Raw genomic sequence first — 21,754 nt, 5'->3', positions numbered from 1 at the left:
ACCTCGATGTATTTGATACTCATAATATATCACGACTCGATATAATTTGCAATAGCCTTTTTTGTATTTCTTGAAATGCTGTTTTTTCGGTGATGACTAGCCATTTTGTTGCGGTTTGAGCCATTTTCTCAGCAATTAGTGGTTTTGTACGTTGGTCAAATAAATCGTCCCAATAAAACATTTTCTTTAACATTTTGAATCGAATTGGGTAATGTGCTGCTTCTAATCGTAGTAATTGTTTAATTTGGCGCTTAATAAGTTGGTAGCGAATTTGTTTTTTAGGTAAATCGAGAAAAATAATCACGTCCGCTTGGTTAATGCTTTCATTCACCCATGCTTCCAAATGAACCCCCTCAATAATCCAGTTTTCTTGGTGTAGAATCTTATTTAATACTGCTGTTTTTTCGATGTCGGTTCGCCTTACCTCTGTTTCTTCTCGTTTCCAAACAATGCGATTTGTTTCAAAATAATCGATTTGTTGCCACTCGGAAAGCTTTTTAGCTAACGTGGTTTTGCCACTTCCGACGGATCCGATAATACGAATTTTCATAAAAAAACCTCGCTTTAAATTAAATACTATCTTTTTACCCTGTTTTTATTTTATAATTATCTCATTGTGATAAAAGGGAGGGAAATTTTTGATTATATTATTTATTGTATCAGGTTTGTTAGCTGGGATGGTATTACCAGTTCAAACCGCCATCAATACACGACTTAGTACATATACGAAATCCCCATTTTTAGCTTCGTGGGTTTCTTTTATGGTAGGGACAACTGTTTTACTTATCGTTTGCTTATTTACACAAAAATCATGGCCAATATCTTCAGAAATGATTGCCTCAAATCCTTGGTATATTTGGGTTGGTGGTGGAACATTAGGCGTCATTTTCTTAACGGCCAATATTTTACTTTTACCTCGCCTTGGCTCAGCACTACTTGTGATGATTACGGTTTGTGGACAAATGATTATGGCGATTATTATTGATAATTTTGGTTTATTTCAAGTACCAATGCATGAGATTAATATTGAACGTCTTCTTGGCGTTATCTTAATGTTCGGCGGCATTTACTTGATGCAACGCTTTTAAAAGGAGGAGAAATCATGACAAAAAGATCATCCAAATCATTATTACTATTTATGGCAATGGGACTTGTTTCTGGACTACTTTCCCCGATTCAAACGTCGATTAATAGCCAACTTCGGCTAACTGTCGGATCTCCTTTTGTGGCATCATTTATTTCCTTTTTAGTTGGAACGACTTTGCTTACACTGGTTTGTTTAATCGTCGAGCGCCGTTTGACTTTCCAACTAAAAGGTGTCGGTCGAATTCCTTGGTGGGTTTTCACTGGCGGGGCGCTTGGGGTACTCTTCGTAACTTCTAATATTTTACTTTTACCTTTACTCGGTTCAGCAATGACGGTTGTTTTAGCGCTTTGTGGGCAAATGATTATTGCACTTATTATTGATCATTTTGGCTTTTTCGGGGTTATTCCCCATCCAATTAACCGCTACCGAATGATTGGTGTTTTGTTAATGCTCGTTGGTGTATTTTTAATTCAACATTTTTAAAAAAAGGAAAACCTCTCCGGCTGTAATGTCTGGAGAGGTTTTTTATTATTTCTTTTTATTGCGGAAAACGAGTTCGGAATTTTTATAGAAAATATCTGTTTCACCTGCGCGATAATTGACGACTCTGGCAACAGCAAAAAAGTAATCCGATAAACGGTTGACGTATTTTAACACTTCTTCGTTACTTGAAGCAATTTTTAACATACCGACGATTTCTCGTTCAGCTCTTCTTGTTACGGTTCTTGCCATATGCAGTAATGAGGCTGCTTGCGTTCCGCCTGGCAAGATAAATTTTTCGATTTCTGGTGGTTCATCGGCATAAATGTCAATTCGGTCTTCTAGCCATGCCACTGGTTCACTTGTTAGTTTATACGCACGTTTGCCTTCCTCTGTTGCAAGATCCCCTCCTGCATCAAATAATTGCTGTTGAATTTGTTCTAGTTCGGCTTGGATTTCTGGCTCAGCCCCAAGCGTCGTTATCGTGTAGCCAATCAGTGAGTTAAGTTCATCCAAAGTACCATATGCATCGATACGGATATTATCTTTACTTACTTTGCTTCCTCCGATAATTCTTGTCATTCCTTTATCGCCGGTTTTTGTGTAGATACGCATATTTTTTCTCCTTTCATGATTTTTTCTAGTTGGTCCATTTGAATATTTGCTTCTAAAAGGGCAGCTAGTTTATCGTATTCTTGTTCTTTATGTTCTCTCAGCTTGATGATTTCGTGCGGATAAATGGTTTTGTTTTTGCACATTAATAGTTCGTCAAATAGATTTCTTAAGAAAACATCGTTGTCGAAAATACCATGAATATATGTGCCGATGATATTTTTGTTAGCAGAAATAGCGCCATCTTGGTGGGTTTCTTCGTTTCCGTTCACCGCTTTAATTTCACAAAATGGACTAGTGCTCTCGCCGCGCTTCGTCTCACCCATATGGATTTCGTACCCTTCAACGGCTTCACCAGAATGCGTCACGCCTGTAATTTGAGTAGTGCGTTTTTGATTGAGAAAAATGGTCTCGGTATCTAGCAAACCAAGTCCGGCTATTTCTAGTTGTTTACTTTCCACTTGATTCGGATCGAGCATTTTTTGACCGAGCATTTGATAACCACCGCAAACCCCGATGACTTTTCCGGCATTTTCTGCAAAATTTTGAATAGCTTTTTTCAGCCCTGATTCTTCGAGAAATGCCATGTCTGCTAGCGTATTTTTACTGCCTGGAATGATGACTAAATCAGGTTTTCCAAAATCAGCTAGATTTCGTATGTAGCGCAAACTTATTTCCGGTTGGATTTCCAAACTATGAAAGTCTGTAAAGTTCGAAATACGTGGTAAACAAATAATCGCGATATCAAGCAGTGCATTACTATCTGGCACGTAGTTTTTCCCACTTAGAGAAACACTGTCCTCTTCTTCCAGTTGCAAATTGTCATAGGGAATCACACCGATAACCGGGACGTTTGTGAGTTCCTCAATCATATCAATTCCGGGTTGTAAAAGAGCTACATCACCGCGGAATTTATTAATAATAACGCCTTTAATCCGAGCACGCTCTTCTTCTTTTAACAGCATAATCGTGCCATAAATGGAAGCAAAAACGCCACCTTTGTCAATATCAGCAACTAAGACAACTGGGGCATCGACCATTTTTGCCATACCCATATTCACGATATCGCGATCATTTAAGTTGATTTCTGCTGGACTGCCGGCACCTTCTAATACAATAATATCATTTTCATCGGCTAAACTCTGGTAAACTGCCTGGATTTTCGGGATAAGGGTTTGTTTAAAATCGTGGTACGTTACGGCATCCATATTATCTAAAATTGCGCCCATAAAAATCACTTGCGACTGTCTGTCATTGGTCGGTTTAAGTAACACGGGATTCATCCGGACATCCGGAAAAACACCAGCTGCTTCTGCTTGAAAAACTTGCGCGCGTCCCATTTCATCTCCGGTTGCTGTTATAAAAGAATTGAGAGACATATTTTGTGATTTGAACGGAACGACTCGCTCGCCTTTATTTTTGAACAGGCGGCAAAGTCCTGCAACCAGTACACTTTTCCCAGCATCAGAAGCGGTACCTTGAATCATTATTTGCTTTACCATTAATTAGTCACCCTCCCCGTATGCACGAAAAAATCGGCTTCTTTTTTGAACAGTGGATAGCCAGCTTGTTGATGTAATTTGATAAGCCAAGGTTGTACTAATCCCGCTAGTTCTATATTACTTTTCTCTAAGAAAACGCTGCTCGTTTCCCCGTCTGTCAAAACGCTTCCGTCCTTCAACATATAGACATAATCACAAATTTCATAAATTAAATCGATATCATGACTGGAAATAAGTATTTTCTTTCCTTGGCTTGCAAGGCGTTCGATGATTTCCATCATGATTTTTTTGCCAATCGGATCAAGACCAGCAGTTGGTTCATCTAAAAGTAACCAGTCTGTATCAAGAACAAGGGCACCGGCAATTGCGACACGTTTTTTTTGACCGTAGCTTAAATACTGGACTGGTTTATGCTGAAAATCCTTTGCCCCAACAATGTCTAACACTTTCGTCACTCGCGCCTCCACTTCACTTTCACTCACACCTAAGTTTCTAAGTGCAAAAGCAACATCATCACGAACATTCGAATAAAAAATTTGCTGGTCAGGATCTTGGAAAACGATACTCACTTTTTTTCGCAAAGCAAATAATGCTTTTTTCGTATACGTAAGTGGTTTTCCTTCAAAATAAACGGTGCCATCGCTCGGTTTGTTAATTCCAAGTAACTGCATAAAAAGCGTCGATTTACCAGAGCCATTCGCACCAATAAGTCCGATAATATTGCCTTTTTCTAAATCGATTGAAACATCCGTTAAGGCTTGTTTGCCATCTTCGTATTGGAATGAAATATGTTCTGTTTTAAGCAAATTGGCTTCCTCCTAGATATGAAATTCTCCTTGATATAGCTTCACATCAAGTGTTATAACCATTTCATTATATCTTTTCATAACACGATTAAATAAAGTATTTACGAGCATTCCAAATGAACGATAACTATTTTTTATGCCGTGATAACCAAAACGAAGGCTCTGCGCTTTTCGAATTGCCGCCGCTTCCTCTAAGAAAATAAAGATAAAACGGTAAATTAAAATGGTCAGTTCAATCAGTACTTTTGGAATAAAAATTCGCTTCATCACTTTTGTTAATTGTACCACGGGAACGGTCAAGACGAAAAAGTAGGTTGCTGCTAAGCAAGCGATACTCCGGAAAAAGACTTGTGTTGCCGTTGTAATAGTCACGTCCGATACACCAAGATACAAACTCCCAATAGAAATCGAAGCGAGAAAACTGCTTGGATCTTTAGAAATCGAAATGAGAATTGAAAGTAAACTAAAAAGTAAAAATGAAAATGGTAAAAGGAGCCATTTCAAATATTGTTTAAAGTGAATTTTAACGACATAGAGCGTCAGTGGTACCATGCAGAAGAACAGTATAGCTTGGACTAGCACGGGACCAGTTAACGCGAGTATTAGAATTGCGACATAAAATAATGCTTTTAATGACGGAGAAAAAGCTATCCACCGGTTTTGATAAGCATATTTATCAATGGTTAACATCGTTCTCAGCTTTCCGCTTGCCACGACTTACACCAATGACATACGCGATAATTCCTGTTCCAATACAGCCTTGAAGCGTAAATAACAAGCTTTCAATTTCGCCACTTTTTGGTTCATAAAGAGGTTCAAACCATGGTTCATAGCTTGGATCGATTTTGGTGATTTCTGCTTCTGCTTCACCGTCTGAACCGCCGTATTCCCCCGTTTTATTGAAGAAGAATGGACTAACCATTAACAATACAACTAATAGAATTAAAATGACATTGATATTTATTTTTTTCATCGTAATTGTGCCACCTTTTCTGGTAAATTTTTGCTAATAAGATTGTACATGACTACCGTTAGCAATCCTTCTGCAATCGCAATTGGAACTTGTGTCACACAGAAAATCGCCATGAATTTCAGAATGGATGCCATCATGCCGGATGCAGGATCTGGGAAAACGACTCCGAGCTGGACGCTGGTGGTTAAGTAGGTTGCTAAGTCAGCTGTCATCGCACATAAGAAAATCGATACACTTTTATTACAGTTTAATTTACGAGCAAGTTTGTATACAACAAAACCAACCATTGGACCAATAACAGCCATCGACATTGCGTTCGCGCCAAGTGTTGTAATACCGCCGTGTGCAAGTAGTAGCGCTTGGAAAAGCAAGACAATCACGCCAAGTACACTAACAACGAGCGGTCCGAACATAACTGTTGCAAGTCCAACACCAGTCGGATGAGAACAAGATCCTGTAACGGACGGAATTTTAAGCGCTGAAAGAACGAAGATAAAAGCTGCGCATAGTGCCAATAGTAATTTGTTATTTTTGTCTAGAGCAATTAATTTACGAATACGAATCAAACCAAGTACAAGGAATGGGATAAATACAATGAACCAAAAGACAGCCCATTTAACTGGTAAAAAGCCCTCCATAATATGCATCGCGTGTGCGGATTCTGGGTTCGTTAAAGTAAAATAAATAACACCGATTAAAACAAATGGTAGAAACTTCCATAATTTTTTCATTTATATTGCTCCCTTCTTTTTTTCACGATCATCGTGGTAAAGTATGACATTTTTTCTTCTGGATTTATCTCACTCATGCCGTAAGTGATTTTTTCAGTCGCCATAGAAACATCGCTTACTACTACTGCTGCATCAAGTAAATTGAGCTTTTTTAGTAATGTCGTAAGAAGCGGTAAATTACTTGCTGCTTTCATTAAGACAACGGTATCAAATAGAGTGAGTGCTTGTTCGATTTTTTCAGCACCTGCTGTTACAGGGATGACAGCGAAACTTTCCTCGTCCATTACAAGTGGTAATTCAATCTTGGAGGCGATATTGGAAAAGGACGAAATACCTGCGAGTGTCACTGTTTCAATCTCTCCTTTTAATAATTCGAGTAAATAGCTATAAGTACTGTAAACCATTGGGTCGCCGAGTGTGATGAAACCAACATCATGTCCATTTTGAACATCTGCTTTGATTTCTTCGGCGATTTCTTTCCATGCAAGCATTTTTTCTTCTTTGTTGTAACTCATTGGGAAATGGCGTTCTTTAATGATTAATGTATCTTTTAAATAAGGGCTGACAATTTTCTTAGCTAAACTTTCGCCGCCTTTTTTGGGTTGTGGCGTGTAGAGAATTGCTAAATTTCCGAGTCTTTCTGCTGCTTCCATCGTGACTAACTTGCTATCTCCAGGACCTGTACCGATGCCGTAAAATTTAGCCACGTGCTTTCACCCTTTCTATTGCCGTGTGGATATGATCGATAAATTGGGCTTGAATAAGTGGATTTTCGCCTAAACCTTGCAAATGACATTCGGTTTGAATGCCGGCTTGTTCCAGTGTGCTTTTCCAAGAATCCTCGTCATCAGAAGCCATATCATTCGTAGCGTGATCACCTGCTACAAGCATAAACGGCATTAGGTGCGCTTTTTTTATATTTGCTTGTTGTAATCGTTCAATTACTTGGTCAAGACCAGGATAACTTTCTACTGCACAAAGATAAATTGGTTCGTTTAATAACATATGATCAAGGCACGCATAAGCACTGAAAGCATGATGTTTCGAACCATGTCCCATGAGAATTAGCGCTTCTTGTTCTTTTAAAGGTGGCATTTGGTGGCGAATGGCTTCGATTGCTTTTTCGTAATCTTCCATCGAATCAAGTAACGGTTGGCTGACAATAATGGAATCGAAATCCGGCTTGAATTTTTCCACCTGTGCAGTGATTTTTTCAAATTCACCACCGCTAATAATATGTAGCGACTGAATAATGACTTCTTTGTAGCCTAATTCTTTTAGTTGGTTTAATGCTTGGCTTGGTGTGTTAATATGCATATTGTCACGCGTTTTTAGTTTTTTGATGATTTTATTGGATGTGAATGCACGAAACACGTTATAATCTGGAAATTCTTGGGCCACTTTTTTTTCACAGGCTTCAATTGTTTTTGCTCTTGTTTCTGGATAACTTGTGCCAAAACTAACGACTAAAATCGCTTTTTTCATTGTGGTACTCCTTCTAATTTTGTTTTTTGGATTAGTTCGATTAAGCTCTCTGGCGTGGCGCTTTCGGCTTCGATAAAATTGTTGATACCGAATGATGCTAACGTTGCGCTCGTGAACCTTCCAATGGAAAGAATTGTTTTCGTTTGTAAAATGGCTTTTTCTTCGGTTGTTAGTACGTCGAGTAAATTTTGAACGGAACGCGAACTGGAGAAACAAACTTGTTCAAAGCTTTCGAGGTCAAATGGGCGTTCTGTCACAGGTCGCATATCATATAATGGCATCATGTCTATCGCTTCCACTTCCGCTAAAATTGCGTTAACTTCCGCCGTATCAACTATGCTTCCGATAATTAAGTTGCTCTCATTTTTCTGTAACCGTGGTAAATGCTCCAAAATTAATTCCGTGCTCCGTCTTTTAATGAAACTATCTGGAATAATTCCTTTTTCACTAAAAGCTTCTTTCGTTTGCTTGCCAATAGCGGTAAGATGGGTATTTTTTAGAGAACGAATATCTAAATCAAGCTTGGTTAAATAGTCGAAAAACCGTTCTACCGCTTCTTTGGATGTGAAAAGAAGTTCGTTTATTTCGATTAGCGCTTCCTTTGTTTTCGTTGGCGCAACATCTACTACTTGAATATTTGGATACATTGTTACTTCTCCGCCCAAATCGCGAATTTGTTCCGCGAGCATACTTTTTCCGGCTCGTGCTCTTGGAAGTAATACTTTTGTATGGAAAAGAGGCATCTCTTCAAAGAAATTAAGTTGCGGTCGTAAGCTCACCACATCTCCAACCACGATGAGTGCCGGCGAAGAAATACCAGACTCTGCCACTTTTTGTTCGATGTTTTGTAAGTTCCCGGTAACTGTTAATTGTTTGCCGCGAGATGCCCATTGCACAATCGCAACACCTGTTTCGGATTTCCGACCATTTTCTAGTAAGTTCGCACAAATATTAGGCAAATTAGTCATTCCCATCAGGAAAACGAGCGTACCTTCCAGTCTAGCAAGTGCCTCCCAATCGAGTGGATCACGTCCTTTTTTCAAATGTCCGGTAATCACATGAAAACTCGAAGCAAAATCACGATGTGTGACTGGAATTCCAGCGTAGGCAAGCCCACCAATCGCGGATGTGATTCCAGGAATAACTTCAAATGGAATACCCACTTTATAGAGTGTCTCTCCTTCTTCCCCGCCGCGACCAAACACATAAGGGTCTCCTGCTTTTAGACGAACAACCAGCTCATTTGTCGCAGCCTCTCTAACAAGAATTTGTTCGATTTCCTCTTGGGGAATTGGGTGATGAAGTGGTTCTTTTCCAACATAAATTAGTTTACAACTAGCTTTTCGTTCTTGGAGCATCGCTGGTTCAACGAGACGATCGTATACAATAACATCTGCCTTTTGTAGTGCCGCTAAACCTTTCACGGTTAGCAGTTGTGCATCTCCAGGACCTGCACCAATTAACATGACTTTTCCCATTAGTAGACCTCCAATTGAGTTAAAATTTCAGGTAGTTCGTTTAAATGATTTATTTCGATTGGATAATTTAATTTTTTGCGACGAATCACAATAACTGGAATATTTAATTCTACGGCAGCTGCAAGTTTTTCTTGAAAACCACCTTGTTTGCCACTCTCTTTAGTGATTAATACATCTGCCCCAGTCATTTCTAGTTGTGTTCGATTCGCTTCTTTGGTGAACGGTCCTTTCATGCCAATAATTTGGTCGGCAACGAGGCCTAGTTCTTCGGCTGAACGAATTACATCAGACACTGGTAAAATACGAGCGATGATATGTCGCCTTTTTAAACCAGCTACGAATTCTGGTAAATTTTTACTACCAGTTGTAAGAAAGATTCGTTTCCCAAGTTTCCTTGCAACTGCACAAGCTTCCTCAATATCTGCTACCAAATAAGTATTAGCTGTTTGTTCACTAGTGCGTTCAAAACGAATATAAGGAATGTCCGCTTCTTTGCATGCTTCCATCGCTGTTTCAGACACGATGATCGCAAACGGATGAGTTGCATCTATAACGAGGTGAACCTTTTCAGTGTGCCATTTTAGGAGCATTTCTTCTTTCGATAATCTGCCACAAAATACGTTTTTGGCATGTTGTTTCGCCAAAGTTTCTCCGTAATCGGTTGCGACAGAGAGGATAAAGGGTTGCTTTTTTTCCGTTAGCCAGTCGCTAATCGCCAAGCTATCCGAAGTTCCTCCTAGCACAAAAATCATAGTGTGTAACCTCGTGGTGTGATCATTTTGCCATTTTTCACATAGGTTTCTTTGTTTCCTACAATCACCATCGTTGTCATATCCACTAGCTCATAATCAATATCTCGTATCGTTGTAATGATTTTCCGCTCTTCTTTTCGACCAACATCTTTAACAATGCCAACAACGGTGTCCTCTGATTTATGCTCCATCATCTTTTGAAAAGCATTTGCCAAATGATTGGCTCGACCTTTACTTCTTGGATTGTAAAAACAGACAACAAAATCGGCCATCGCAGCATGAAGCAAGCGTTTTTCGATTACTTCCCACGGTGTCATTAAATCACTTAAACTAATATGACAAAAATCGTGCATGATTGGCGCACCGAGAACAGCAGCAGCTCCAATACTTGCGGTAATTCCTGGAATCACTTTGACTTCTAAATCTGGGTTGCTTTTTTCTGCGAGTTCTAAAACTAGACCAGCCATACCGTAAATTCCTGCATCCCCACTTGAAACAACGGCTACTTTTTTGCCTGTTAGTGCGATGTCAACGGCTTCTTGGCAACGATCGATTTCGCGACGCATGCCAGTTTTTACTACTTCTTTATCTTTGATTAGCTCTTTGATTAGTTTGATATACGTTACGTAACCAACAATCACCTCCGCATCTTCTATTGCTTGCAGTGCTTCACCTGTCATTAATCGTTTATCTCCTGGGCCAATTCCGATTACATAAATCATTTTGCCACCTCACTATTTATAGTTAATTTCCCTGCTGCGAAAGTCACGCCATTTTCAGCAAATCGGCTTGTAACAACGTTTCCGTGACTACCAATATCTGCTGAGGATAGGGCGACATTCCCTACTTGAACAGTTTTTTGAACAAAAGCGGATGTTGGATATTTTCCAGCAACTGTTTGTAATTCTTCTGCTGGATGGACTATAAATGGAACACCCCATTTCTCCGCTAAATGAAGAATTGCAGGTTCTTCCGCTTTTAAAGTAATGCTATGAATCTCACGGAATGCCCGCGGATGTATGTTTTCTTGTTCACAAAAATGTGTAAATGCTGCATCTATCGTTTCCACTGAAATACCTTTTCTACAACCGACCCCAAGGATAAATTGCTTAGGTACCAGCTGGATGCGTTCATGTGTCACCACCGGTAGTTTATATTTAGTTGAAATGTAAATTTGCGGGCTAACTTCTTCTGTGGTAAAACCGCGCGTATCTACTTCTAGTGACTCATCGATGTATAAACCAACTTCTTTTCCAGCTGCTAGTAAACCATTGATGCGTTTCGTTGTTGCTTTAAAATCAGGTAGATAACCATTTAGTTCTTTGGCAATGTTATCAATGGCAGCTACATTCGCGCGGTCTGTTGCAGTTGTAATTACTGCCACACCACCTGTTATGGTAGCAATCTGTTCGGTTAGTTCATTTGCTCCACCAACATGTCCTGAAAGCAAACTGATAATAAATTTCCCCTGTTCATCCATGACAAGTACTGCTGGATCTAACAACTTATCTTCTATCACTGGAGCAAGTGTCCGAACCGCAATTCCAGTCGCCATAATACAAATCAACGCTTGATATTTTGTGAAAATTTCGCGCATCGCTGTTCCAAAATCTGGCGCTAAAGAATTCGTTTCCTCATTGCAATGCTTTTCTGGTACAAAAATCGTAGCTACTACCGTTTTTGTTAACGTTATTGCTAAATCGCGACCACGTTCCGTGACTGCAATAATCGCCAGTTTATCTGTATTCATGCTTAAAATCCTTGTCGTATAGCTTAGAATAATAAAACTCTTCTCCAAGGAAATCACCGACCATAATAAGCGCCGTTTTCGTAATTCCAGCTTCTGTCACTTTTTCTGCGATATCTTCTAACGTGCCTGTTACTTTCTTTTCTTCCACCCAAGTCGCTTTGTAAATGACTGCTGCCGGGGTTTCAGGTTTATAACCGCCTTTGATTAATTCTGAAACGACTTTTCTAATACCTTGAACAGACAAGAAAATAACCATCGAGGTTTGGTGAGCCGCGTAGGAACGGAGTGATTCGCGCGATGGCACTGGCGTTCTACCAGCCATTCGAGTAATAATCACACTTTGACTTACTTCAGGAACCGTATACTCCACCCCAAAACTGCTCGCAGCACCGAGGAATGAACTCACACCCGGCGTACAAGTGAAGGGAATTGAACGTTTTTTCATTTCCTCGACTTGTTCACGAATCGAACCATAAATAGAAAAGTCTCCGGTTTGCAAACGAACCACTTCTTTCCCAGCAGTCACACCCGCTTCCATGCAGTCGATGATTTCGATTAAATTCATACTTGCACTATTATGGATTTCGCAGTCTGGTTTACAATAGTCTAGCAACTCCGGATTTACGAGAGACCCTGCATAAATAACGACATCCGCCTCTTTTAATAATTGATATCCTTTTAATGTAATTAACTCTTTATCTCCTGGTCCTGCTCCGACGAAATGTACTTCTGCCATTTTCTTCACTCCTCTAGTTTTTTGCAGCCGATAATCACGGTTGGGTTTTGTGGTTCAAAATAATGACCCGCTCCAAGTTTATGCCAACTCGAAACTTGGATTTGTTTCATCGTTAATTCGCTCACTGTTAATTTTTCCAAATGGTTCATTGCAGTTAACGCATTTTCAAGCAAAATGAAATTAAGTACCAAACTGCCTCCCGGGTTCAAATATGCCAACGACCAGTCGATAATATCGGTTAAATTGCCACCACTTCCACCAATAAAAATAGCATCAAATGTTTCCTTTTCAGGCAATTCAATTGGTGCGTATGCTTGGGTAACTGCTACATTTTCTAAGCCAAACTTCACTTGATTTTGTTTAATTAAATCCACTGCATCTGGGTTTCGTTCAATCGCAGTAACTTGGATTTTCGGGAAATTACAAGCAACTTGAAGACCAACGCTCCCAGTCCCCGCACCAACATCCAACAATTTTTTTGACGCCTCATTTAAGTTAAGTAAATCAATACTTGCCGCTCGCACTTCTGCTTTTGTCATCGGTACTTTACCACGAATAAAAACCTCATCCTTCATCTACAATCACCACTACATTCATATCGTATTTTTTTGCTACTTGTTCTGGTTTCAACTTATGAATTCGTTCCTCTTTTGAACTCAAATTTTCTCCAATAAATAGGATTTTTTTTAAGCCACGTTGTAAAATTTCAGCAGCGATTTCATACGGACCAATGATTGTATCTGTTACCATCGCAACTTTTTCATGTTGTAACAAGAAGTCGAAGTTTGGCTTTTTACCGTGGCTGCTCGTAATAAAACAATCATTCATCGGTAATTGAATTCGATGAAACATCATTTGAATCGCACTAATTCCAGGAACAATCCGGATATCTTCTGAAAAATTTGCTAGCGCCCAGTTGCCAATTCCATATAATAATGGATCACCGGAAGCTAAAATAACCACGTTTTTATTTTGATGCCGAATGTTTTTCAAATCTGCTAGTTTTTTTGGTAAAAGCATTGGGATAGCATCAGTCAATTTTGCGATTTCTTGAAGTTGTCTAGTTGACCCGTAAACTATATCGGCTGAGTTTAATGCTTGTCTTGCTTCATTTATTAGTAATTTTGTATCTCCCGGTCCAATCCCAACTACTGTAATCATCGCCATTCCTCCCGGAGCACATCGATATCTTTCGTTGCCGCAAGTAACCCGCGTTCGGTCGAAAAAGTGACTACATCGACTTCCACACTCGGTTTCGTGAATTTCAAAAAGCGTTCTGATCTTGCTTTGATTTTTTGCACAATGACGTCATATACTTGGGTAAAGCCAGCTTCTTCAATTAATTCGCCTGCTGCCTCTGTCGTATTGCACTTCTCCACTGCTTGTAAAAGCGATAACGGTGCGCCGAGCAAAGCTAAATTGGCAACTAAAATTTCTGCCCGCGCATCTGCATCTTTACTGTACGTCGTAAAAATCCCTGCTGAAACCTTCACCAATTTGCCAAAATGGCCAACCATTAGCACTTTTTTGAAAGCTAGACGCTGTGTTTCTTTTAACATATAACCAACGAAATTACTCATGGAAACGATATTTTTACTTGAAAAGCCGAGCGTATTTTGGACAAAGTCATCCCCGTAATTACCAGGAACAAGAATAATTTGGTCAAGTCCTTGATTACGCTTCATTTCTAGTTCCATTGATAATGATTTTTTCCATCCCTCATCCGACATGGGCGTAACAATACCCGTCGTTCCTAAAATAGAAATTCCGCCAATAATACCTAAGTTACTATTCATGGTTCGTTTCGCGCGCTCTTCTCCTTCTGGTGCATAGACTAAAATCTTTGCACCACGATTTTCGCCAAGTGATTCGCGCACGGTTGCTAAAATGTTTTTCCGTGGTGCCGGATTAATCGCCGCTTCTCCCACTGCCACAGAAATGCCTTTTTGCGTAGCGCGACCAATGCCAATGCCACCATCTAATACAACTTCCGCGTTATCAGTTAAATCAACATCCACAAAAATCCACATTCCGTGTGTCGCATCAATATCATCGCCACCATCTTTTTGAACCGCTGCTGTAGCTTGGTTTTTTGAAAACTTTTGATACGCCACGGGGATTTCCAGAATCGTTCCACCGGTGGTTGTGACTTGAACCGAGCTCACTTCTTCTTGCGTTAGAATCATTTCCACACAAGCTTTAGCCGCAGCCGTCGCACACGTACCAGTCGTATAGCCTTTACGGTATTTTTTACCGTTATAATAAATAAAATCTTCCATTACTCATCGCCTTCTTTACATCGTAATCAAGATTGCATTAATGATTGCTGCAGCAAGATTACTACCACCTTTTCTACCACGTGCGACAATAGCCGGGATGTCAGTTTCTAGAATCTCCTCTTTACATTCAGCCGCTCCGACAAAACCAACTGGTACTACCACAACCGCATCCGCTTGCAATTGCCCACTTTCTGTCATCTCGATAATTTTATACACTGCAGTTGGGGCATTTCCGAGGACAAATAGTTTCGGTCCATCTTTTAAAGAAGCGAGTTTAATTCCAGCCATAGAGCGTGTAATCCCATGCTGTTTGGCAATCTCCATTGTCTCTGGATCACTCACATAACAATGATATTTACACCCCAGTTCATCTAAAAGCCGTTTATTAATTCCACTAAGTGCCATATTCGTATCCGTGAAAATAGTTCCTTTATTTTGAAGAACATGAATGATTTTCGCGATGGCATCTTGTTGAAAAACGAGGCTATCTAAGTAATCAAAGTCTGCCGTCGTATGTATTGCACGCTTGATAATCGCTTCCTCTAACTTGTTTTGAAATGTATAATCTGGGCGAATATCATCAATAATTTGTTGAATAATTTCAAAGCTTTTCTCTTCAATTTTTGCTGGATTCTTAATGTAGTTCATCTTTCCACTCCTTTAAAATAATAGTAGATAAATACTTGCAAAAATGATAAAAGCGACCGTTGAAGCCGTGTATAGCAAATGAATCGTTTGGCTAATTTCTTTTTCTGAAACTGGTTTAGTTCCACTTCCAATGGTTGGTTTAACAACTGTTTCGCCGAAGTACTCATGCGTCCCACCAAGTGTGATTCCAAGCGCACCTGCTACTGCACCTTCTGGATAAGCACAATTTGGACTCGTATGATTTTTCCGATCCCGAAGCCCGATTTGCCAAGAAGCACGCCCGTCATACCTTAAAATAAAACTCGCAATGACAAGGAAAAACCAAGCTAATCTCGCTGGGATAAAATTGGCAACATCATCCATTTTCGCGGAAACAAAACCAATTGCTCGGTATTTTTCGTTTTTATAACCGACCATTGAATCCAGGGTATTGACCGCCTTATACATCAAAGCAAGTACCGGCCCACCAATAAATAAGTAAAAAAGTGGTGCGACAACCCCATCCGCTGTATTTTCCGCCACGGTTTCTATCGTTGCTTTACTAATTTCTTCTGCGGTTAACTTGTCAGTATCACGACCAACGATCATTCCCACTTGCACTCTTGCAGCTGCCAAATCATCGTTCGCCAATGTCCGCTGAATTTTCCGAGCCTCTTTCGCAAGGCAAGTCATCGCAAGCGTCGTATAGCCTAAGTAAACAAAAATAGTTACGTAAAGCCAATAAGCAATCTTGGCACTAAGAAATAGAATGAACCAGGATACAACTCCGGTTATACCAACCGTGAGAACAAAGAGCACTCCCCCGGCAAAATACAGTGATTTACCATGAAAAATTTTTCGTAAAATTATAGTCAACCACTTAATCAAGTTGCCGATTGCTTTGATAGGATGCGGCCAGCTATATGGGTCCCCTAATAAGCAATCTAAAATGAATGATGACGTATAAAATAACAATATCATCGCTCTATCGCTCCAAACATATGCGTTATCATGGTAAGATTTTGATAAAAATGGATATGCAAGTAACTAGCGAACGTATTACCTTTTTGATAACCACCGTGCCATTCTTTGACAATTTCGCCATCCCGCTTTTTCGTCAATTTCATACATGTTGGTTCTGTCGTTTCAAAAACAGAATGATGAAATTCATGGCCGCGTATAGCTGTTCCTTTTTTACCAAGAAGTGTGTCTTCTAAAGGTTCCGCGATACAGTAGCCAAACTTCCGAAGCCGCGTCGTCATCTTACTAACGCCATCAAAAACCCCTACCATTTCATAAGGTTCATCTGCCATTTCTAAGCTCGAACCAAGATACATCAATCCGCCACACTCGGCATAGATTGGCTTGCCTTTTTTATGCGCCGCCAAAATCGATTCGCGCATTGACTTATTCTTCGCTAGCTGTTCCGCAAAAACCTCCGGAAATCCACCACCAATATAAATAAAATCAGCATCCGGAACTTCCTTTTCTTCTAACGGGCTAAATGGAATCAGTGTGGCTCCAGTTGAGCGAATAAAATCCAAGTTGTCTTGATAGTAAAAATGAAATGCAGCGTCCAGCGCATAAGCAACGCGTATTCCCGAAAAGTCCGGTACTTGTATTTCTGGTGGACGTACGGTCAATTTCGCACCAGTCTTACTAATCGCTAACAACCTATCTAAATCAACATATTCCGTAATCAAATCACCAAGTAACTCCCATTTCGTTTCTAATTCCGTCATTTCCTCTTTTGGCACTAATCCGAGATGACGTTCTGGAAGTGCCACCGCCGCATTTTTCGGCAAATATCCTAAAACAGGCACATCCGTATAGCGTTCAATCGCCCCTTTTATCAATGAAAAATGGTTTTCTGAAGCAACCCGATTAATAATCACCCCAGCAATGGTTAATTCCGGATCAAAACGATTAAATCCATCCACAATTGCCGCCGCAGAAGTGGATATCGCTTTACCATCCACGACTAAAATTACAGGCGTTTTCGTGCATTTAGCAATAAAAGATGTACTCGAATTATCACGATCAATACCAAGCCCATCAAACAGCCCCATTACACCTTCAATCACCGAAATATCAGCTGATTGCCCGTGTTTTTCAAAAAGAGCAGCAAGCATAGCATCATCATCAATCAGAAAACTGTCTAAATTAATGGATGCAACGCCTGTTATCGCTTGATGATAATTTGTATCAATATAATCTGGACCTACTTTAAATGGTTGAACGCGCAAGCCTCTTTTTTTAAGTGCATGCATAATGCCAAGCGTGACAGTCGTTTTACCAGCCCCACTTGATGCAGCTGCAATTAAGATTTTATTCATCTTTTTTCACCTTTCATTTTAGCCATAAAAAAAGACGCCAAACAGAACTTTGGCGTCTTTTTGAGATTTACACAAATAAGCTATTTCCTTGTACCACAAAGAAACTTCCCCATCGTGAAAATCTACTTAATCAAGACAACTCGCTCCCTTAGAAGTTGTTTTTGGATATCGAATATAAAAGCGGTCTCCTGACTTAACATCATCCTACTCACCAGTCTTCCCGGAATCGCTTCCAGTGACATATGTTTGGTTTTCGTCCGTATTACAGTAGCTAGGGCCTGTAGAGGATTTTCACCTCTTTCCCGGATTAATATATTCACCTATTTAGTTGTTTAGTACCCGGCAATTCGTCTTTTCCAGCGTTCTGGCAATACTTGGTAAACAATCTCTGCAACAAAAATGTTACAAATCGAACCAATTGCGAGCACTGGGAATAAAACAAACACCGCTTGATGCATTAATGGATAAAGTGCAAGTAATGATAATGGACAATTAAAAACAAAAGCAACTACACTAGATACACTAATGGTAAGTAATTGATTTTTTTCAGCTAGTTTTTGGCGCGTATACCCGTAAGCTATCATCGTTACGCCCATCATTCCAGCGACGATCAAATGAATTGGTAGTGTGAGCGGAAAACCCGCCAGTAATGCTGATGTTAAATGACCGAAAATCCCAAGCACTGCGCCGTACATCGGACCAAGCAGCAATGTTCCAATAAAAGCTGGAGCTGCGTCAAATGCAACAGAACCCATTAATTTTATGTTCGCGCCAATTACACACATCGCAATCAACATCGCACATAAGACTAATTTTTGAATTTTCAATTGAAAAGATCACCCTCTCATGAAAGCGTTATTTCCATTTCATTATATCCCTGTTAAACCACTGGTACAAGGTCACTTAGAGCACTGAAAACAAAATAGTGCAAGCTTTTAAAATCCCTTTTTTTCTGTTTTATATGGCAAAAATAGCCACCAGTGTGAACTTTTTCTCAATTTCTATTTTCGAGATAAAAAAAATGACAATATTTTGTTATAAAAAAGAATTTATTGTTCTATTTAAAATGCAGGATTAAACGTTATTTAAAGCGATTTTATGGTATAATTAATGCAAGTAGAAAAGGAGGAGGAATTGCATTTGGAAAAAGAAAAAGTAATCAATATTCAACCACTTATGACGAATCAAGTTGAAAATCAATTTACACAACAAATTCAGGAAGAATTTCATAAAAAAAATCCAGATCACTCCGCCCTACTTCATTCTCTTGAAACAGTTGAAGTGCTAGATGTTCTAAGCGATTATTACTCTGCACATGAAAAACAAAAACAACCTAAAAAAGAAACTACGAGTGCCAACAAAACTGGCGGAGAGCATAAAGAAATCAAACAAGCGATTCGTTACATTAAAAAAAATATTCATCGCTCCATCACATTAGAAGAAGTTGCTAATTACGTCTATCTAAGCCCCTTTTATTTAAGTAAATTATTTAAAAACGAATTAAATATCAATTTTATCAATTACGTTAACGAACAAAAAATGCTCTATGCGAAAGAACAACTAGCAAAAAGCGATTGGGCAGTTCATACGATTGCGAAGAACTTGGGTTTTTCAAGAGCCAGCTACTTTTGCAAAGTCTTTAAAAAAGAATTCGATATGACACCAAAGGAATATCGCGACTCCTTAAAATAAAAAACGATTTCAGCCTAAGCCGAAATCGTTTTTTTTATTATTATTGCGACTGCCAATCAGCCGGATAAGTAACATAAATAAATCTTGCTTCACCAGTTACGGAAAACTTGATTTGGCTACCTTTAGGAATGAAAATAATTTCTCCTGGACCTGCGGAAACAGTTCTGCCATCAATAACAACATCTAGTCTGCCTTCGATAACGTAATCTACTTCATCATAATCCAAGAACCAATCGAATGTTGTATCTTTCATTTCCATTAGACCAAAACCTAGACGTTGACTTTCTTCTAGCGTTACTAAGTCTTTTGTATAAACAACATCGCCTGACTTTCCTGTATCTAATCGATCTTCTTCTGAAACTTTCACTACAGGAAGTTTAATCGAAAGAATACCACTTGGATCAACGTGTTTGGAACTTTGGCCCATTTTTTCTAAAACAACTTGTTTGACCAATTGTTCGATTAATTCTTTACTAATATCAGCCATTATCTTTCACCGCCGTTTGTTCTTTTGTTTTATTTTTTTTCATCATTCGGTTAGCCATGTAGATACCAACACCAACAGCAGTTACCCCTCCGACTAATTTCCCAACAATCATGGGGAAAATCATATCTTTAGCAACACCAGCCGTAAAGCCTAGATGATCACCTAAAACAAAGGCCGCAGATACTGCAAAAGCCACGTTAATAATTTTACCGCGCTCATCCATATCTTTTAGCATTTGGAACATTGGGATACTATTTGCAAGTGTAGCAACCATACCAGCTGCCGCAACTTCATTCATACCAAGCAATTTACCCATTTTCATCAGTGGCTTGTTGAAAACTTTCGTAATAACGAATACTAAACAAAATGCTCCAGCAAGTACTAGTGCAATTCCACCTACGATTTCAATACCTTCGCCAATTGGTGCAATTCCTGGAATAATAGTTAACCCAGTAAGTTGTTGAATAGCTCCAGCTACAAGACCAATAGTAGCAACGATTACTACTCCTTTTCCAAAAATCGTGAAGCCTTTAATCATGCCTTCTGGTTTGAACCAAAGACCTAACATAATAAGTACAGCTACAAGAATAATTGGTACTAAGTTTTTGAAAATCATGATTGGAGAGAAACCGGCAATCAGACCACCGATTAAACAACCGATTGGAATCGTGATAATCCCAGATAATACCCCAGTTGCTAAATATTTATGATCTTCTTTTTTAATAATTCCTAGTGCTACTGGAATCGTGAAAACAATAGTAGGTCCCATCATGGATCCTAAAATAGCTCCTGCAAATAGACCAGCATCAGGTGTGAGCGCTAGTTCTTGCGCTAGTGCAAAACCACCCATGTCATTCGCAAGTAACGTTGTTGCAAACATTGCTGGGTCAGCACCAAGCGCCGTGTAAATTGGTACAACAATCGGGCTTAAAATTTTCGCTAAAACTGGTGCTAATGTAATAATCCCGACCATTGCTAGCGTTAACGAACCCATTGCCATAATACCTTCTTCAAATTGTGCACCTAAGCCAAATTTGTTGCCGATAATTTTGTCAATGGCTCCTAGAACCATAAATATTACCATTAAATAAATAATAATTTCATTAATGCTCAAAAGTGTTCCTCCATTCTATAGATAGCGTTTTAAAAGTTCATCAGGAGAAGGAATGACCGTATGATGTATCACCTTTTTTGGTTCGGCGGTTTCAATTAGAATCCGCATCCCTTCTTGAATAGCACTAACTTCCCCTGTAAAAACAGCCACAAATTTCCCACCAATCGAAGCACCAAGCGTCATGCGTTTCAAATGAATAGCCGATTTTTTCAGCGCTTCATTCACTGCATTTAGCCCAGCACCCAACTGACTGATTTCGATAATTCCTACTGCGTCCACTTCGACTTTAGGGTGTTTATTGTTTAGAAAAGCAAGTAATTCTTCGTGCGCCATATGCAAAATATAAGAAGAAACATGAAATTTGCCAGCTTCTTCTTTTGCGTCTTGCATCGCACTAGTAAGTTCACCGGAAGCGCCTTGCAAAATAATCAAAAATTTACCGGGACATGTCGGACGAAAAGTAAATAAAGTTACATTGCCTGCTTTCAAGAAAACATCGGCCATTTCGTATCCTTTACTTATACTCCTGAGTTCTAGAATACCTAAGGACTGTTCAGCCATAACGTTCTACCGAGTCGATAATGCCGACGATACATGCGTCGACTGGGATCGTGTTGTCACCAGTGGATGCTCGTGCTGCGCTACCAGTTGTAACGAGCACAAGATCGCCATTGCCTGCTCCGGCATTATCAGCTGCCACTATGGAATGTCTTACATCTTCCGTTTCATCGGTACAAATCTCTACTAGTAATAGTTTTAAACCATTCAGTTTTTCGTCTTTTCTTGTTGCCCATAAACTCCCGGTAACTTTTCCAATTTGCATGCCG

The 21,754-nt window shown here is 39.5% G+C and carries 28 protein-coding genes and 1 riboswitch; of the genes, 3 read left to right on the top strand and 25 right to left on the bottom strand.

Features of this window, described 5'->3' with window-relative positions; translation table 11 throughout:
• Nucleotides 1–19 precede the first annotated feature (19 nt).
• A complete protein-coding gene (locus HRK21_RS11715; RefSeq protein WP_070007002.1) occupies nt 20–550 on the bottom strand; it encodes an AAA family ATPase in 531 nt (176 codons plus the stop codon).
• An 88-nt stretch (nt 551–638) separates the two neighbouring features.
• On the opposite strand from HRK21_RS11715, the gene HRK21_RS11710 reads away from it, so the two are divergent.
• The gene (locus tag HRK21_RS11710; RefSeq protein ID WP_003721609.1) at nt 639–1,088 is read left to right on the top strand and encodes a DMT family transporter; all 450 of its coding nucleotides are present in this window, start codon (nt 639–641) and stop codon (nt 1,086–1,088) included.
• A gap of 14 nt (nt 1,089–1,102) precedes the next feature.
• Nucleotides 1,103–1,570: a DMT family transporter gene (locus HRK21_RS11705; protein ID WP_003738750.1), complete on the top strand. Its 468-nt coding sequence runs from the start codon at nt 1,103–1,105 to the stop codon at nt 1,568–1,570.
• A gap of 45 nt (nt 1,571–1,615) precedes the next feature.
• Here the strand turns inward: HRK21_RS11705 and HRK21_RS11700 are convergent, their stop codons facing one another.
• From HRK21_RS11700 to cblT, 20 genes are all read right to left on the bottom strand, one after another.
• Nucleotides 1,616–2,182, bottom strand: coding sequence for a cob(I)yrinic acid a,c-diamide adenosyltransferase (locus tag HRK21_RS11700; protein ID WP_003724741.1), 567 nt, complete (start codon nt 2,180–2,182; stop codon nt 1,616–1,618).
• A complete protein-coding gene (locus HRK21_RS11695) occupies nt 2,146–3,681 on the bottom strand; it encodes a cobyric acid synthase (protein WP_070007000.1) in 1,536 nt (511 codons plus the stop codon). Before HRK21_RS11695 ends, HRK21_RS11700 begins: the two co-directional genes overlap by 37 nt.
• Complete coding sequence (locus tag HRK21_RS11690; RefSeq protein ID WP_070006997.1) at nt 3,681–4,487, bottom strand: ATP-binding cassette domain-containing protein; 807 nt, start codon at nt 4,485–4,487, stop codon at nt 3,681–3,683. Before HRK21_RS11690 ends, HRK21_RS11695 begins: the two co-directional genes overlap by 1 nt.
• Nucleotides 4,488–4,499: 12 nt before the next feature.
• Nucleotides 4,500–5,177: an energy-coupling factor ABC transporter transmembrane protein gene (locus HRK21_RS11685; RefSeq protein WP_003729728.1), complete on the bottom strand. Its 678-nt coding sequence runs from the start codon at nt 5,175–5,177 to the stop codon at nt 4,500–4,502.
• Nucleotides 5,164–5,460 (bottom strand): energy-coupling factor ABC transporter substrate-binding protein, encoded by a 297-nt coding sequence (locus HRK21_RS11680; protein WP_003721603.1) that lies wholly within the window; start codon nt 5,458–5,460, stop codon nt 5,164–5,166. The genes HRK21_RS11685 and HRK21_RS11680 overlap by 14 nt, the downstream gene beginning before the upstream one ends.
• Nucleotides 5,457–6,107 (bottom strand): energy-coupling factor ABC transporter permease, encoded by a 651-nt coding sequence (locus tag HRK21_RS11675; RefSeq protein WP_003733476.1) that lies wholly within the window; start codon nt 6,105–6,107, stop codon nt 5,457–5,459. Before HRK21_RS11675 ends, HRK21_RS11680 begins: the two co-directional genes overlap by 4 nt.
• Before the next feature lie 80 nt (nt 6,108–6,187).
• Complete coding sequence (locus HRK21_RS11670; protein WP_070006995.1) at nt 6,188–6,898, bottom strand: cobalt-factor II C(20)-methyltransferase; 711 nt, start codon at nt 6,896–6,898, stop codon at nt 6,188–6,190.
• Nucleotides 6,891–7,676 (bottom strand): sirohydrochlorin cobaltochelatase, encoded by a 786-nt coding sequence (locus HRK21_RS11665; protein WP_069888644.1) that lies wholly within the window; start codon nt 7,674–7,676, stop codon nt 6,891–6,893. Before HRK21_RS11665 ends, HRK21_RS11670 begins: the two co-directional genes overlap by 8 nt.
• Nucleotides 7,673–9,154: a uroporphyrinogen-III C-methyltransferase gene (gene cobA, locus HRK21_RS11660; RefSeq protein WP_070006993.1), complete on the bottom strand. Its 1,482-nt coding sequence runs from the start codon at nt 9,152–9,154 to the stop codon at nt 7,673–7,675. The genes HRK21_RS11665 and cobA overlap by 4 nt, the downstream gene beginning before the upstream one ends.
• Nucleotides 9,154–9,906, bottom strand: coding sequence for a precorrin-6A reductase (cobK, locus tag HRK21_RS11655; RefSeq protein ID WP_070006991.1), 753 nt, complete (start codon nt 9,904–9,906; stop codon nt 9,154–9,156). The genes cobA and cobK overlap by 1 nt, the downstream gene beginning before the upstream one ends.
• Nucleotides 9,903–10,628 (bottom strand): precorrin-3B C(17)-methyltransferase, encoded by a 726-nt coding sequence (gene cobJ / locus HRK21_RS11650; RefSeq protein WP_070006989.1) that lies wholly within the window; start codon nt 10,626–10,628, stop codon nt 9,903–9,905. Before cobJ ends, cobK begins: the two co-directional genes overlap by 4 nt.
• Complete coding sequence (gene cbiG, locus HRK21_RS11645; RefSeq protein ID WP_070006987.1) at nt 10,625–11,656, bottom strand: cobalt-precorrin 5A hydrolase; 1,032 nt, start codon at nt 11,654–11,656, stop codon at nt 10,625–10,627. The genes cobJ and cbiG overlap by 4 nt, the downstream gene beginning before the upstream one ends.
• Nucleotides 11,643–12,392 carry a cobalt-precorrin-4 methyltransferase gene (locus HRK21_RS11640; RefSeq protein WP_070006985.1) on the bottom strand — a complete coding sequence of 250 codons (750 nt, stop codon included), beginning with the start codon at nt 12,390–12,392 and terminating at the stop codon, nt 11,643–11,645. The genes cbiG and HRK21_RS11640 overlap by 14 nt, the downstream gene beginning before the upstream one ends.
• A gap of 5 nt (nt 12,393–12,397) precedes the next feature.
• Complete coding sequence (locus HRK21_RS11635) at nt 12,398–12,967, bottom strand: decarboxylating cobalt-precorrin-6B (C(15))-methyltransferase (protein WP_070006984.1); 570 nt, start codon at nt 12,965–12,967, stop codon at nt 12,398–12,400.
• Nucleotides 12,957–13,553, bottom strand: coding sequence for a cobalt-precorrin-7 (C(5))-methyltransferase (locus tag HRK21_RS11630; protein ID WP_070006982.1), 597 nt, complete (start codon nt 13,551–13,553; stop codon nt 12,957–12,959). The genes HRK21_RS11635 and HRK21_RS11630 overlap by 11 nt, the downstream gene beginning before the upstream one ends.
• Nucleotides 13,550–14,671 carry a cobalt-precorrin-5B (C(1))-methyltransferase CbiD gene (gene cbiD / locus HRK21_RS11625; RefSeq protein ID WP_070006980.1) on the bottom strand — a complete coding sequence of 374 codons (1,122 nt, stop codon included), beginning with the start codon at nt 14,669–14,671 and terminating at the stop codon, nt 13,550–13,552. Before cbiD ends, HRK21_RS11630 begins: the two co-directional genes overlap by 4 nt.
• Nucleotides 14,672–14,686: 15 nt before the next feature.
• Nucleotides 14,687–15,319, bottom strand: coding sequence for a cobalt-precorrin-8 methylmutase (locus tag HRK21_RS11620; RefSeq protein ID WP_070006978.1), 633 nt, complete (start codon nt 15,317–15,319; stop codon nt 14,687–14,689).
• 12 nt (nt 15,320–15,331) lie between these two features.
• Nucleotides 15,332–16,279 carry an adenosylcobinamide-phosphate synthase CbiB gene (gene cbiB, locus HRK21_RS11615; protein WP_070006976.1) on the bottom strand — a complete coding sequence of 316 codons (948 nt, stop codon included), beginning with the start codon at nt 16,277–16,279 and terminating at the stop codon, nt 15,332–15,334.
• A complete protein-coding gene (locus HRK21_RS11610; RefSeq protein WP_070006974.1) occupies nt 16,276–17,634 on the bottom strand; it encodes a cobyrinic acid a,c-diamide synthase CobB in 1,359 nt (452 codons plus the stop codon). The genes cbiB and HRK21_RS11610 overlap by 4 nt, the downstream gene beginning before the upstream one ends.
• A 161-nt stretch (nt 17,635–17,795) precedes the next feature.
• A riboswitch (cobalamin riboswitch) is annotated at nt 17,796–17,985 on the bottom strand.
• Complete coding sequence (cblT, locus tag HRK21_RS11605) at nt 17,967–18,461, bottom strand: alpha-ribazole transporter (RefSeq protein WP_003738733.1); 495 nt, start codon at nt 18,459–18,461, stop codon at nt 17,967–17,969. It overlaps the preceding riboswitch by 19 nt.
• Nucleotides 18,462–18,774: 313 nt before the next feature.
• Here cblT and HRK21_RS11600 point away from each other — a divergent pair, with 313 nt between their 5' ends.
• Nucleotides 18,775–19,326, top strand: coding sequence for a helix-turn-helix transcriptional regulator (locus HRK21_RS11600; protein ID WP_069888635.1), 552 nt, complete (start codon nt 18,775–18,777; stop codon nt 19,324–19,326).
• A gap of 40 nt (nt 19,327–19,366) precedes the next feature.
• Here the strand turns inward: HRK21_RS11600 and HRK21_RS11595 are convergent, their stop codons facing one another.
• The 4 genes from HRK21_RS11595 to HRK21_RS11580 are packed head-to-tail and all read right to left on the bottom strand — an operon-like array spanning nt 19,367 to nt 21,750.
• Nucleotides 19,367–19,813 (bottom strand): EutQ-related cupin domain-containing protein, encoded by a 447-nt coding sequence (locus tag HRK21_RS11595; protein WP_003738731.1) that lies wholly within the window; start codon nt 19,811–19,813, stop codon nt 19,367–19,369.
• Nucleotides 19,806–20,927, bottom strand: a complete 1,122-nt coding sequence (gene eutH / locus HRK21_RS11590; protein WP_070006972.1) for an ethanolamine utilization protein EutH — start codon at nt 20,925–20,927, stop codon at nt 19,806–19,808. The genes HRK21_RS11595 and eutH overlap by 8 nt, the downstream gene beginning before the upstream one ends.
• 15 nt (nt 20,928–20,942) lie before the next feature.
• On the bottom strand, nt 20,943–21,488 hold the full coding sequence (locus tag HRK21_RS11585) for an ethanolamine utilization microcompartment shell protein (RefSeq protein WP_003721583.1): 546 nt from the start codon (nt 21,486–21,488) through the stop codon (nt 20,943–20,945).
• Nucleotides 21,481–21,750: a EutN/CcmL family microcompartment protein gene (locus tag HRK21_RS11580; protein ID WP_003721582.1), complete on the bottom strand. Its 270-nt coding sequence runs from the start codon at nt 21,748–21,750 to the stop codon at nt 21,481–21,483. The genes HRK21_RS11585 and HRK21_RS11580 overlap by 8 nt, the downstream gene beginning before the upstream one ends.
• Nucleotides 21,751–21,754 lie beyond the last annotated feature (4 nt).

The organism is Listeria monocytogenes, from assembly GCF_013282665.1.
Lineage (GTDB): Bacteria > Bacillota > Bacilli > Lactobacillales > Listeriaceae > Listeria > Listeria monocytogenes_C.
This window is presented reverse-complemented; position numbering and strand designations above follow the sequence as displayed.